We start from the raw sequence: 13,300 nt of genomic DNA, 5'->3' as shown, positions 1-13,300 counted from the left end.
CCCCACTACCGCTCGCCCGCCCACAGGTGGATCCTGGAGTCAGGAGCAGGCCGTACCGGCAGCGGGAGATGAGCGCCGATGCGTACGGGCAGTGAACCGATGACCGCGCGCAGTCCGCTGCGCATGCGGTTCTGGCTCAGTCTGTGGGGCCTGGTCTGGGCGGTGGTCGGCACGGTCGCCTTCGCCCTGACGGACCACCCCGGCTGGGCCGCCGCGTGCGCGGTCCTCTGGGTGATCGTCACGGTCGACATGACGATGATCATCCGCCACATCCACCAGGGCCCCCACTACCAGCCGGGCCCCGACATCCCCCCGTACGAACCGGACCACGGCAATCCGAGGAGCCACGGCCGTCCCGCGCACTGACCGATCAGGCCGCCGCGTTCGGACCCGCGCCCCGGCCACCGCGCTGACCTGCGGCGCGTACCCCTCAACCGCCGCTGTCGAACCGCGCCGCCGCCAGGTACTCCGGCTGCGGGTCGAGGGCCGCCGCGAGGCGGAAGTGGCGGCGGGCAGGGCCGGGCCGGTTGGCGCGTTCGTAGGTGCGGGCCAGGGCGAAGTGCGCGAAGGCGTTGTCCGGTTCGCGTTCAAGGACGATGGAGAACTCCAGCTCCGCGGCGCGCAGTTGGGCCGAGGCGAAGAAGGCGCGGGCCCGCAGCAGCCGGGCCGCCGTGTTCTCGGGGTGCGCGGCGATCACCTCGTCGAGGAGCTGGACCGCGCCGCGCGGATCGCGGGCCGCGAGGAGCTGCTCGGCCGCGCGGAAGTCGATGACATGGGTCGCCGGGTTGCGTCCCGCTCCGCCGTGTCCGCCACCGGCACGCTCACTGCCGTTGGATCCGCTGCTGTGACGACCGTTGTCGGGCACGACTGCGTCCTTCCCTCGCTCCACGGTTGACAACACGCCCCGCACAGCGCCTATTCCACGCGCGCACCGCCCTGAATCCCGCCCGGAATCCCGCGCCGAATCGCGCCCTGAATCCGCCTCGTACCGCGCTACCGCGCTATGGCGCCGTCGCGACCAGCACCGCGCCGAGCACCACGAGGGCCGCTCCGGCCACCACGAAACCCAGGTCGGTACGGACGCTCGCGCCGGCCGGCAGGACGATCTCGCGTGGGTCGTCGGCGTCGTACACGATCCGCACCTCACTCCCGGCGGGCAGCGGCCTGCGACGCGTGCGGGGTACCGGCGAGACCACTTCGACGACCCGGCCGTCGGCCGTCTCGAACTGCACGAGGGGCCGGTCCGAGCCGCGTTGCGGCGGCTTGACCAGCGCGGACACGGTCTGTCCTGAGACGGCTGCGCGGCGGCTCCGGTGCAGTCCGTAACCGCCCGCGAGGACGGCGACGAGCCCGCCGATGACGGTCAGCACCGCCGGCACGATCACCGCGCGGACCACGCGCGCGAAACGGCCACCGCGGCCTCAGGATCCGTCGGCGGCGCGCCGCACGAGGTCCTCCCACACGGTGCGGACCTGCGGGGCGAGCGCGTCGAGCGGGCCGTCGTTGTCGATCACGATGTCCGCGATCTCCAGGCGCTTCTCCCGGGTGGCCTGCGCGGCCATCCGCGCGCGGGCGTCCTCCTCGGTCGTACCGCGCAGCCGCACGAGCCGGTCGAGCTGGGTGGCGGGGGCCGCGTCCACGACGACCACCAGGTCGTACAGCGGCGCGAGGCCGTTCTCGGCGAGCAGCGGCACATCGTGTACGACGACGGAGTCCGCGCCCGCCGCGGCCTCCAGCTCGGCGGAGCGGGCGCCCACCAGGGGGTGCACGATGCTGTTGAGGGTGGCGAGGCGTTCGGGGTCGGCGAAGACGACGGCACCGAGCCGGGGCCGGTCGAGGCTGCCGTCGGGCGCCAGGATGTCCGGCCCGAAGGCCTCGACAACCGCCGCGAGCCCCGGAGTTCCGGGTTCCACGACCTCGCGCGCGATCCTGTCGGCGTCGATCAGAACCGCACCGTAGGAGACGAGGAGCCGCGACACCTCGCTCTTGCCCGCACCGATTCCGCCGGTCAAACCCACCTTCAGCATGCCCGGCAGCTTAGGGCCTGACTTCACACTGCGCTGCCCGCCCCCGGGATCTTCACGCCGATCGCACGTACGCGGACTTCTGCGCGTACGGGAACTGCCGCACGCACGGGGACTACTGCACGTACGCGGACTACGCCTCGCCCTCCCGCTCGGCGAGGAACTTCTCGAACTCGCGGCCGATCTCGTCCGCCGAGGGGATCTCGACGGGCTCAGCGAGCATGTTGCCCCGCGTCTCCGCGCCGGCGGCCGCGTCGTACTGGTGCTCAAGGCCCTGGACCATGGAGACCAGCTCCTCGTCGCCCTGCTGGATCTGCCGCTCGATCTCGGTCTGGGTGCGGTGCGCCTCTGTGCGCAGCGCGTGCGCGGCCGCGGGCAGCACCAGGCCGGTGGCCGAGGTGACGGACTCCAGGGTGGTCAGGGCCGCGTCCGGGTAGGCGGAGCGGGCGATGTAGTGCGGGACGTGCGCGGCGACACCGAGCACGTCGTGACCGGCCTCCATCAGGCGGTACTCGACCAGGGCCGCCGCACTGCCGGGCACCTGGGCCTCGTCGAAGGGCGCGCTGCGGCCGGGCACCAGGTCGACGCGGTTGCCGTGCGGGGTCAGGCCGACGGGCCTGGTGTGGGGTACGCCCATGGGGATGCCGTGGAAGTTCACCGAGAGGCGGACGCCGAGGCGCTCGACGACCTGCTCGACGGCCGCCGCGAAACGCTCCCACTCCACGTCCGGCTCGGGCCCCGAGAGCAGCAGGAAGGGCGCGCCGGTGGCGTCCTGGAGCAGCCGCACCTCCAGAGCCGGGACGTCGTACGCGGTCCAGCGGTCGCGCTCGAAGGTGAGCAGCGGCCGACGGGCCCGGTAGTCGATGAGCCGGTCGTGGTCGAAGGTGGCGACGAGCTGTCCCGGGAGTGTGTCGATCAGCTTCTCGACGATCTGGTCACCGGTCTCACCTGCGTCGATGTACCCGTCGAAGTGGTAGAGCATGACAAGTCCGGCCGACTCCTGGGCGAGCGCGACGTCGACGACGGCGAGGCCCTTCGGCTCCCATGTGTACAAACTCTGGGGATCAAGCACAGTGACCGCTCCTCCTCGTGTTCGTACTCCAGAACAACACTGCGGGGCGTCGGCATTCCCGATCGCGCATCCTCCCGGCACGTTCTCGGCAAGTCCGGGAGCCCCTTCAGGAGGTCCCTACAGATTCTGCCCGTGTTCGTGTGCGTGAACGCCTCTATGGGGACGGTCAGTTGGCGCGCCCGATCGCGCAACAGTTGGGCCCAGCAAACGAGTTGACCAGCAAAGGCTCCGGACACCTCTGGTCCAGACCTTGACGCGGCCATGCCCCACCTCTACGTTCCCGGAACGGCTCCAGTTCACAGACAAGCCCCGCGTTCACATAGGAGAACCCCCATGCGTACCCGCACTCTGCTCGCCACCGCGGTCGCCTTAGCCACCGCGGTCGCCGTCCCGACCCTCGCGACAGCGGCGCCCGCGACCACGGCCGCCGAAGCGGTGATCGACGTGTCCACCGCGGCCGAACTGAAGGCGGCGCTGACCTCCGCGGGCGCCGGGGACACCATCCGCCTGGCGGACGGCACGTACAGCGGCAACTTCAAGACCGCGACGGCCGCCCGCGCCGACGCCCGCATCACGCTCACCGGCTCCCCGAAGGCGGTCCTCACGGCGGGCGGCGGCTACGGGCTGCACCTCGACGGCGCCGCGCACTGGACCGTGCGGGGCCTGACCGTCACGGGCGGCCAGAAGGGCATCATGATCGACTCGGCGGACGGCGTCGTCGTCGACCAGGTCACGGTGCACGGCCTGGACATGGAGGGCGTCCACTTCCGCGAGTCCTCCGCCGACGGCGTCATCAAGGACTCCCGGATCTACGACACGGGCAACGACGGCCGCGGCATGGGCGAGGGCGTGTACGTGGGCAGCGCCAACACGCTCTCCGACCGGAGCGACCGGGTGGAGATCACCGGCAACACGATCGGCCCCGATGTCGGCGGCGAGAGCATCGACATCAAGGAGGGCACGACGGGCGCCCGGATCGTCGGCAACACCTTCGACGGCAAGGGCCTGACCGGCGCGAACTACGACGACTCATGGGTGGACGTCAAAGGCAATGACGTCCTGGTGCAGAACAACACCGGCCGCAACACCACGAACAACGGCTACGAGACCCACTCCCAGCAGCCCGGCTGGGGCTGCGGCACGGTCTTCCGGGACAACACCTCGGACCTGACGGGCGCGACGGGCGACAAACAGCTCGCGATCAACGTGGCGAACCACAGCACCGACTGCCCGACGACCGTATACGCGAGCAACACGGTGACGGGCGGCAAGGGCCTGACGAACGTGCCGATCACACCTTGAAGTAGATCCTGAGAGGGGCGCCCGAAGGGGCGCGGGGAACTGCGCGACCAGCCACGACGAGAGCCGCACGCACTCACAGGGAACCGCCCCACGGCGAGTGAGCGAAAAGCCAAGTGGGCCCGCACCAGAAGGTGCGGGCCCACTTGTTCAACTACCTGCTAGCGCAGAGCGATTCAGCTCTGGCCGCCGGCCAGCTTCTCGCGCAGAGCGGCAAGCGCCTCGTCCGACGCCAGGGCGCCGGAGTTGTCGTCCGACTCCGAGGAGTACGAACCGCCGCCGCCACCGCCGCTGCCGCCGGACGCGGCCGGAGCCGCACCGCCGGGAGCAGCCGCACCCTCGGCCTCGGCCTGGGCGTCCGCCTCGCGGGACTTGATGACCTGGGCCTGGTGCTGCTCGAAGCGCTGCTGCGCCTCGGCGTACTGGCCCTCCCAAGCCTCGCGCTGGGTCTCGAAGCCCTCGAGCCAGTCGTTGGTCTCGGGGTCGAAGCCCTCGGGGTAGATGTAGTTGCCCTGGTCGTCGTACGACGCGGCCATGCCGTACAGGGTCGGGTCGAACTCGACCGTCGACGGGTCGGCACCGAAGGCCTCGTTGGCCTGCTTCAGCGAGAGGCTGATGCGGCGACGCTCGAGGTCGATGTCGATGACCTTGACGAAGATCTCGTCGTTGACCTGGACGACCTGCTCCGGGATCTCCACGTGGCGCTCGGCCAGCTCGGAGATGTGGACCAGGCCCTCGATGCCCTCGTCCACGCGGACGAACGCACCGAACGGAACCAGCTTCGTGACCTTGCCGGGCACGACCTGACCGATCTGGTGCGTGCGGGCGAACTGCTGCCACGGGTCTTCCTGCGTCGCCTTGAGCGACAGGGAGACACGCTCGCGGTCCATGTCCACGTCGAGGACCTCGACGGTGACTTCCTGGCCGACCTCGACAACCTCGGAGGGGTGGTCGATGTGCTTCCAGGAGAGCTCGGAGACGTGCACGAGACCGTCGACGCCACCCAGGTCCACGAAGGCACCGAAGTTGACGATCGAGGAAACGACGCCGGAGCGGACCTGACCCTTCTGGAGGGTCGTGAGGAACGTCTGGCGAACCTCGGACTGGGTCTGCTCGAGCCAGGCACGGCGGGACAGGACCACGTTGTTGCGGTTCTTGTCCAGCTCGATGATCTTGGCCTCGAGCTCCTTGCCCACGTAGGGCTGGAGGTCGCGGACGCGGCGCATCTCGACGAGGGAGGCCGGCAGGAAGCCACGGAGGCCGATGTCGAGGATGAGACCACCCTTGACGACCTCGATGACGGTACCGGTGACGATGCCGTCTTCTTCCTTGATCTTCTCGATCGTGCCCCAGGCACGCTCGTACTGAGCGCGCTTCTTGGACAGGATCAGACGGCCTTCCTTGTCCTCCTTCTGGAGAACCAGGGCCTCGATCTCGTCGCCGACCTTGACGACCTCGTTCGGGTCGACGTCGTGCTTGATCGAGAGCTCGCGGCTCGGGATGACGCCTTCGGTCTTGTAACCGATGTCGAGCAGGACCTCGTCCCGGTCGACCTTCACGATGACGCCGTCGACGATGTCGCCGTCGTTGAAGTACTTGATCGTCTCGTCGATCGCGGCGAGGAAGGCTTCCTCGTTACCGATGTCGTTGACCGCTACCTGCGGGGTGGTGGCGGTGGTCTCGGTGCTGCTCGTCATGTGGGTTAGGGCTCCGGCGGACATTGAAGTCGTAGGTACTGCTACGCCGGGAACCCATTTCGCCCTGCAGAAGCCAGACAGTTCAGGGAGGCGAGAAAATCCGCGGTTCTCCCCTGGGGGAGATTTCCCAGAGGGAAACGGAAACGCCTCGAAAACCGAGGGGACATACAACAGATGCGAGCGCACCCTGCTCTGTCTGAGGAGCGCAGGCCGCCAGCGCAACTTGTAGCATACGGGGGCTGCCGGGCAGGGTCAATGCGCGAAGGCGCACACCCGGGGCGGATCGCCGCAAACCCGGCACAAGAACTGTCGCCCGAGGCCAGCGGGGCCTTGCCCCGCCCGCCCGCGACAGCTTTTTCAAAGACCAACGGAACAGTACGACGAGGGAGCCGACCATCCAAGAGCACGAGCTGCCGGAACCCGAAGCCACCCGACGCGATTCGGACGTCACCGAGAGCAGCCGCGCCAACCGCGGCTGGTGGGACCGGAACGCGGACGAGTACCAGGGCGAGCACGGCACCTTCCTCGGCGACGACCGCTTCGTCTGGTGCCCCGAGGGCCTCGACGAGGTGGAGGCGGAGCTGCTCGGTCCCGCCGAGGAGCTGAAGGGGCGGGACGTACTGGAGATCGGTGCGGGCGCCGCGCAGTGCTCGCGCTGGCTCGCGGCGCAGGGCGCCCGCCCGGTGGCCCTCGACCTCTCGCACCGGCAGCTGCAGCACGCGCTGCGCCTGGCCGATTTCCGTTCGGAGGCGCCACTGCCCCTGGTGCAGGCGGACGCGGGGGCGCTGCCCTTCGCCGACGGCTCCTTCGACCTGGCCTGCTCGGCGTACGGGGCGCTGCCCTTCGTCGCCGATCCCGTCCTTGTACTGCGCGAGGTGCGCCGGGTGCTGCGGCCGGGCGGCCGGTTCGTCTTCTCCGTCACGCACCCGATCCGCTGGGCCTTCCCTGACGAGCCGGGCCCCGAGGGTCTGTCCGTCTCCGCTTCCTACTTCGACCGCACCCCTTATGTGGAGCAGGACGAGCAGGGCCGGGCCGTGTACGTGGAGCACCACCGGACGGTCGGGGACCGGGTGCGCGACGTGGTCGCCGGCGGGTTCCGCCTGCTCGACCTGGTCGAGCCGGAGTGGCCGGAGTGGAACAGCCAGGAGTGGGGCGGCTGGTCCCCGCTGCGCGGTGGCCTGATCCCGGGCACGGCGATCTTCGTGTGCGAACGGGACGACCGCGCGTAGCGCCTCCCTTCCTATAGATACGTCCGCTCCTATAGGTACGTCCGCTCGCTCAGATACGTCCGCTCGCTCCGCGGGCCCGGCTCGAGGTTGTCCACAGGCCGGCGTCGGCGGTTCGGGGGTCCGGGACACTGGGTGGGTGATCCGTAGCGACCTCCTGGAGCAGTTGCCCGTACGCGGTGCCGTGCCCGCGCTGCACGGCGCCCTCGACGACCATGGCGCCGCTGTGCTGTGCGCGCCGCCCGGCACGGGTAAGACGACGCTGGTCCCGCTGGAGCTCGCCGGGCTGCTCGGCGGGTCGGAGCAGCGGCGTGTGGTGGTCGCCGAGCCCCGGCGGATCGCGGCGCGCGCGGCGGCCCGGCGGATGGCGTGGCTGCTCGGCGAGAAGCCCGGTGACAGCGTGGGGTTCACGGTGCGCGGGGAGCGCGTCGTCGGCCCGCGCACGCGCGTGGAGGTGGTCACCACCGGGGTGCTGCTGCAGCGCCTGCAGCGGGACCAGGAGCTGGCCGGGGTCGATGTGGTCGTCCTCGACGAGTGTCACGAGCGGCATCTGGACGCGGACACGGTGGCGGCGTTCCTGCTCGACGTACGGGCCGCGTTGCGCCCGGAGCTGCGGCTTGTGGCGGCGTCGGCGACGACCGACGCGGAGGGCTGGGCACGGCTGCTCGGGGACGCGCCGGTGGTCGAGGCGCAGGGGGTCGCGTACCCGGTGGAGGTGGTGTGGGCGCCGCCCGCGCGCCCGGTGCGGCCGCCGCACGGGATGCGGGTGGATCCGGCGCTGCTGTCCCATGTGGCGGCGACGGTGCGCCGGGCGCTCGCGGAGCGGGACGGGGACGTGCTGTGTTTCCTGCCCGGAGTGGGCGAGATCGCGCGTGTGGCCGGGCAGTTGGGGGACCTGGGCGGGGTGGAGGTGCTCCAGGTGCACGGGCGGGCGCCGGCCGCCGTGCAGGACGCGGTGCTCGCGCCGGGCGCGGGGCGTCGGGTGGTGCTCGCCACGTCGGTCGCCGAGTCGTCGCTGACGGTGCCGGGGGTGCGGGTCGTCGTCGACTCGGGCCTCGCGCGTGAGCCGCGTACCGACCACGCGCGCGGCCTGGGCGCGCTGACGACGGTACGGGCCTCGCAGGCGGCGGGTCGGCAGCGCGCGGGGCGCGCGGGCCGGGAGGCGCCGGGTGCCGTGTACCGCTGCTGGGCGGAGGCCGAGCAGGGGCGGCTGCCGCGTTTCCCCGCGCCGGAGATCAAGGTGGCCGACCTCGCGGCGTTCGCGCTGCAGGCCGCCTGCTGGGGCGACCCGGACGCGTCCGGTCTGGCCCTGCTCGACGCACCCCCGGCCGGTGCGATGGCGGCGGCGCGCGAGGTGCTCGGCGCGCTCGGCGCCCTGGCCCCGGACACTGGTCGGGTGACCGAACGGGGCGCGCGGATGGCCCGGTTGGGGCTGCATCCGCGGCTCGCGCGGGCGCTGCTCGACGGTGCCGTCGAGGTGGGCGCGCGGGCCGCGGCCGAGGCGGTGGCGCTGTTGAGCGAGGAGCCGCCACGCGCGTACGGGGACGATCTGGCGGCGGCGCTGCGGTCCGCGCGCGGCGGTGGTGACGCGTACGGGGCACGGTGGCGGCAGGAGGTGCGCAGGCTGACCGGCGCGGTCGGCGAGAAGGCGGGGCGGGCGCGTTCGCTCGGGGACGACCGGGTGTGCGGCCTGGTCGCCTCGCTGGCGTTCCCGGAACGGGTGGCACGCGCGCGGGGCGAGGGCACGTTCCTGATGGTGTCGGGCACGGCCGCCGAGCTGGGCGCGGGGTCCCCGTTGCATGCCGCGCCGTGGCTCGCCGTGGCGGTGGCCGACCGGCCGGTGGGCTCGGCGCACGCGCGCGTGAGGCTGGGTGCCGTACTGGACGAGGAGACGGCGCTGCGCGCGGCCGCGCCGTTGGCTTCGGCGGGCGAGGAGGTCGTCTGGGCGGGCGGCGATGTGGTGGCCCGGAGCGTGCGGCGCCTGGGCGCGGTGGAGCTGGCGGTGCGACCGCTCGCGAAACCCGATCCGGGCCTTGTGCGGGCCGCGCTGCTGACCGGCCTGGCCGAGGAGGGCACGGCACTGCTCAAGTGGTCAGCGGACGCACGGGAGTTGCAGCGGCGCCTGGCGTTCCTGCACCGGCGTCTGGGGGCGCCCTGGCCCGACGTGGCGGAGAGCGCGCTGCACGCGCGCGTGGACGAGTGGTTGGAGCCGGAGCTGTCCAAGGCGCGCAGACGGGCCGACCTCGCCCGGATCGACGCGGGCCAGGCCCTGAACCGGCTGCTGCCGTGGGCGGGCGGTGCGGCGGCGCGCTTGGACGAGCTGGCGCCGGAGCGGCTCGCGGTGCCGAGCGGTTCCCGGATCCGGGTCGACTATTCCGATCCCGGACAGCCGGTGCTCGCGGTGAAGTTGCAGGAGATGTTCGGCCTGGCCAGGACGCCGGAGATCGCCGGGGTGCCCGTACTGGTGCATCTGTTGTCGCCGGCCGGGCGGCCCGCGGCGGTGACCGCGGACCTGGCGTCGTTCTGGCGGGACGGGTACCGGGGTGTGCGGGCCGAGTTGCGCGGCCGCTACCCCAAGCATCCGTGGCCCGAGGATCCGGCGGCGGCGGAACCGACCCGGCACACCAACGCGCGGCTCAGACGTTGACCGGTTCGGGTTCGGGCGCGGAATGTTCCTCGGGCTCGCCCGGCCTGCGGCTTCGGGCCTCCAGGACGAGGGACAGGGTGAGCAGGACGGCGCCGAGGCCGAGGAAGCCCCAGGGCAGGTAGCTGGTGAGGAGCAGGACCAGGACGCGCTGGGAAGAGACCAGGTCGACGGTGTAGTCGACGTAGTCGTCGCGGATCTTGGCGTGACCCGCGAAGGCGGTGACCTTGTCCTGGCCGCTGCCTTCGAGGAGGGTGCCGCCGCGCATCTCCTCGCGGTGAATCTCCTCGCCGTAGACGGGTGCTCCGGTGGTGGGTTCGATCCAGAACTTGCGGACCGTGGTGTACCAGAACTTGGTGCCGGTCTTGCGCACCGACTCCGGGGTGATGCCCTTGACGGGAAGGGTGTTGGGGACGTCGACCTCGGTCCAGGGGATGGTCTGCTCGAAGTAGTAGACCTCGACGCCGCGGAAGTCCTTGGTGCCCTTGTAGTGGATCGGGGAGGTCGTGCCGGAGCGGGCGTCGTAGTACGCGTAGTCCCGCTTCTCGGTCAGGAAGGGCCACTTGAACTCGATGCCCTCGCGCTTGACGGGCTTGCCGTCGACCATCTCGCCCTTGGCGTTGACGGGTTCGGAGCTGTGCGCGTCGAAGATGTACCGCTCGGGGATCTGGGACACCATCTTGCCGTCGGGGCCCACGACATGGACGAGCGCGTCCCAGACGACGACGTCCTTGCCGACGCGCTTCTCGATCTTGTCGGACTCCTCGACGTTGCCCTTGAGGGTCTGCACGATGGTGAGTTTGTCGACCTTCTTGGCCTTCATCGTGCCGTAGTCGATGAGCGTGGCCGGCTTCACCTCCAGGACCATCTCCTGGTACTGGCTGGGTGGGATCTTCGCCAGGCGCGGGAAGGCGTAGAAGCGCATCAGGGGCGAGAGTGCCGTGAAGAACACGGCGAACGCGAGCAGGACGAGACTGGCCTTGCGGCGCATCGCCGGCCCTCCCTACGGGTGTTCGGGAACGGTGGTGAGCAACGGTTTCGGCGATGTCTCGCCCGGTGGTGCCCCGACGGCCGACATGGTCAGGACCAGGGCGAGTGCGGCGACGAGGCCGACGGTGGCGGCGATCAGGGCACGCATGCTCGGCCTCCCGTGGTGACCGGACGGCCACAGCGGCCGACCTGATAGGGCGTCAGGGCTGGGGCACCGTAGCAACGCGGCGGCGAGATGAGAACACGTTTCACCGACAGGACATGACACCGCCCCCGTGCCCGGTGGGCGACGGGGGCGGAACGCTCAACTCCACCTGCTCGTAAGGCCGGTCAGGCGCTCAGGACACCTTCAGCTCGACGGTGACGGTGCCGCCGCCGACGGCGTCGAGCCGCAGCAGATACGTGCCCGCGGTGCCGTCGGCGTAGATCTTCGGGAGCTTCAGGACTCCCTCGGCATCGGTCTTCAGGCCCTTGAGCGTACGGACCGTACGGCCGTCCTTGTCCTTGAAGTACGGGCCCTTGTCGTTGACGTCCGTTCCGTCCGCCGACTTGATCATGGTGGCGGTGACCTCGACGCCGGCCGCCACGGCACCCTCGCGGGTGGCCTTGACCTCCACGGGCTCGGTGAATTCGGCGCCCGCCGCGCAGGTCAGCTCCTTGTCGCCGACGCGGGCCAGCGCGTCGGCCTGCCGTGCGGTGACCGTCGCGGTGAAGTCGACGCCGTCGAGGGTGCGGCCCTCGACCTTGGCGCGGACCGTGAACTCGCCGGTCTGCTCGCCCGCTTGAAGCGTGGGCGCCACGGCCTTGCCGCCGCTGTCGGTGGCGACGGTCGCCGTCGTGGCCCCGCCCGAGAAGCGGGTGTCGGTGGAGCCGACGATCTCGAACCGGACCTTCACCCCGGCGACGCCCGCCCCGTTCGCACCGTGCGCCCGCACGGCGGGCTTCGCCGCGAAGGGGGTGCCCGCGGTGGCGGTCAGCTTGCCGGTGTCCGCGTCCGCGAGGTGCGCGACCCGGTCCTCGGGCGCGGGGGTCGGGCTCGGCGTCCCGGAACCGCCGCCCGAGGAGCCGTCACCGGAGGGCGGCGGGGTGGTGCCGGGCTCGGAGGGGTCGGAGGGATCGGGCGTGGAGCCGTCGCCGCCCGGATCGGTCGCACCGGGCTGCTCGCCGGAGGGCTTGTCCGATGGCTTGTCCGAGGGCTTGTCCGAGGGGCTCCCGCTGTCGGAGGGCCTCGGCTTCGGGCGGTCGGACTCGCTCGCCGAGGGGCCGGACCCGGAGCTGTCGTCGCTGCGGCCCGCGGGCAGCACACCGGTGCCGTCGGGCACCTCGTGGGTGCCCTTGCGGTAGAACTCCAGCCACGACAGGACGGTCCGCAGATAGTCCTGCGAGTGGTTGTAGCTGAGGATCGCCCGGTGCAGGCCCGCCCTTGTCGACAGGTCACGGTCGCCCGCGCACAGATAGCGGCCGGCGGCGAGCGCGGCGTCGTAGATGTTGTTGGGGTCCTTCTTGCCGTCGGCGTTACCGTCCTGCGCCCAGGTCTGCCAGGTGGAGGGGATGAACTGCATCGGGCCCACCGCCCGGTCGTGCAGGGTGTCGCCGTCGTAGGCGCCGCCGTCGGTGTCGCTGATGTTCGCGAAGCCCTTGCCGTTGAGCTGCGGACCGAGGATCGGCTTGAGCGTCGTACCGGCGTCGTCGACGCGGCCGCCGCGGGCCTGTCCCGACTCCACCTTGCCGATGGCGGCGAGGAGTTGCCACGGCAGCCGGCAGCCGGGCTTGCTGTCGCGCAGCGCCGCCTCGGCCTTCTTGTACGCGTCGAGAACCGTGGCCGGAATGCCCGCCTCCGCGTCTGCGGCACGGTCCGGGCCGTCGTCGTCACCCGTCGGGTGCGGGCTCTTGAGCGGCGGAAGGTCGGTGTAGTACGGGGAGTTGCCGGTCGCGGAGTCGTCCGCGGGCGGCGGGGTGGAGCCGGTGGACTGGCGGCCCTGCGGGGTGTCGGTGACGCCGGGGGCCTGGGAGGCGGAGAGCGCCGCCACCGTGGCCGCGGCGAGCGCCGCGCTCACCGCTGTCCTGCGCAGTCGTCGGCCGTGCAGCGCTGCCATACGTCTGATCCCTCCCCAGGTGACCACGCGCACTCCCCAGCGCGCCGATCCAGGCGACCCTACGACAACTTCCGCTGCGCAGACACCCGTTCCCGACCGCTTTTTACCGGTTGGCCACGGGGCGGCGGGAGGATTGCGCTTCGCGGGCGGGTCGGTGGTGCGTGGGTCGGGTCGGTCACACGGGGCTTGTCGCGCGGGTCGGGTCTCGCGGCAGGGCAGCTTGTGGAGTGCGCGCGAGGGGGCGGGGTGAAC

The 13,300-nt window shown here is 71.5% G+C and carries 12 protein-coding genes; 4 read left to right on the top strand and 8 right to left on the bottom strand.

All coding sequences use genetic code 11. From position 1 onward, the window contains the following. Positions 1 to 78 precede the first annotated feature (78 nt). Positions 79 to 366, top strand: coding sequence for a DUF6343 family protein (locus GUY60_RS23515; protein ID WP_161701023.1), 288 nt, complete (start codon positions 79 to 81; stop codon positions 364 to 366). 64 nt (positions 367 to 430) lie between these two features. Here GUY60_RS23515 and GUY60_RS23510 read toward each other — a convergent pair whose 3' ends face one another. The 4 genes from GUY60_RS23510 to GUY60_RS23495 form a co-directional block, all read right to left on the bottom strand. After that, positions 431 to 769: a tetratricopeptide repeat protein gene (locus GUY60_RS23510; RefSeq protein ID WP_161701029.1), complete on the bottom strand. Its 339-nt coding sequence runs from the start codon at positions 767 to 769 to the stop codon at positions 431 to 433. 232 nt (positions 770 to 1,001) lie between these two features. Continuing rightward, positions 1,002 to 1,397, bottom strand: coding sequence for a DUF3592 domain-containing protein (locus tag GUY60_RS23505; protein ID WP_312866397.1), 396 nt, complete (start codon positions 1,395 to 1,397; stop codon positions 1,002 to 1,004). Positions 1,398 to 1,421: 24 nt separating this feature from the next. Further along, positions 1,422 to 2,027 (bottom strand): dephospho-CoA kinase, encoded by a 606-nt coding sequence (coaE, locus tag GUY60_RS23500; RefSeq protein WP_161701021.1) that lies wholly within the window; start codon positions 2,025 to 2,027, stop codon positions 1,422 to 1,424. Between the two features lie 130 nt (positions 2,028 to 2,157). After that, complete coding sequence (locus tag GUY60_RS23495) at positions 2,158 to 3,096, bottom strand: PAC2 family protein (protein WP_161701019.1); 939 nt, start codon at positions 3,094 to 3,096, stop codon at positions 2,158 to 2,160. A gap of 333 nt (positions 3,097 to 3,429) precedes the next feature. On the opposite strand from GUY60_RS23495, the gene GUY60_RS23490 reads away from it, so the two are divergent. Next, complete coding sequence (locus GUY60_RS23490) at positions 3,430 to 4,398, top strand: right-handed parallel beta-helix repeat-containing protein (protein ID WP_161701017.1); 969 nt, start codon at positions 3,430 to 3,432, stop codon at positions 4,396 to 4,398. Positions 4,399 to 4,571: 173 nt separating this feature from the next. Here the strand turns inward: GUY60_RS23490 and rpsA are convergent, their stop codons facing one another. Next, entirely contained in the window at positions 4,572 to 6,092 is a 1,521-nt protein-coding gene (gene rpsA, locus GUY60_RS23485; protein WP_161701015.1) for a 30S ribosomal protein S1, read from the bottom strand. A 395-nt stretch (positions 6,093 to 6,487) separates the two neighbouring features. Between rpsA and GUY60_RS23480 the strand changes: the two genes are divergently transcribed. Together GUY60_RS23480 and hrpB are read left to right on the top strand one after the other, a co-directional pair. Further along, complete coding sequence (locus GUY60_RS23480) at positions 6,488 to 7,321, top strand: class I SAM-dependent methyltransferase (RefSeq protein ID WP_161701025.1); 834 nt, start codon at positions 6,488 to 6,490, stop codon at positions 7,319 to 7,321. Positions 7,322 to 7,457: 136 nt separating this feature from the next. After that, positions 7,458 to 9,965: an ATP-dependent helicase HrpB gene (hrpB, locus tag GUY60_RS23475; RefSeq protein WP_161701014.1), complete on the top strand. Its 2,508-nt coding sequence runs from the start codon at positions 7,458 to 7,460 to the stop codon at positions 9,963 to 9,965. On the opposite strand, the gene pgfA is transcribed toward hrpB, so the two are convergent. From pgfA to GUY60_RS23460, 3 genes are all read right to left on the bottom strand, one after another. After that, positions 9,955 to 10,953: a cell envelope lipid trafficking protein PgfA gene (gene pgfA, locus GUY60_RS23470; protein ID WP_161701012.1), complete on the bottom strand. Its 999-nt coding sequence runs from the start codon at positions 10,951 to 10,953 to the stop codon at positions 9,955 to 9,957. The two genes, hrpB and pgfA, sit on opposite strands and share 11 nt — an antisense overlap. Before the next feature lie 12 nt (positions 10,954 to 10,965). Continuing rightward, a complete protein-coding gene (locus GUY60_RS23465; RefSeq protein ID WP_161701010.1) occupies positions 10,966 to 11,100 on the bottom strand; it encodes an SPW_0924 family protein in 135 nt (44 codons plus the stop codon). Between the two features lie 190 nt (positions 11,101 to 11,290). Then, positions 11,291 to 13,048 (bottom strand): lytic transglycosylase domain-containing protein, encoded by a 1,758-nt coding sequence (locus GUY60_RS23460; RefSeq protein WP_161701008.1) that lies wholly within the window; start codon positions 13,046 to 13,048, stop codon positions 11,291 to 11,293. Positions 13,049 to 13,300 lie beyond the last annotated feature (252 nt).

It is taken from the genome of Streptomyces boluensis, from assembly GCF_009908195.1.
In the GTDB taxonomy this organism is placed as follows: Bacteria; Actinomycetota; Actinomycetes; order Streptomycetales; family Streptomycetaceae; genus Streptomyces; species Streptomyces boluensis.
The sequence above is the reverse complement of the archived record's forward strand: the minus strand, read 5'-3'. Positions and strand labels throughout refer to the sequence as shown.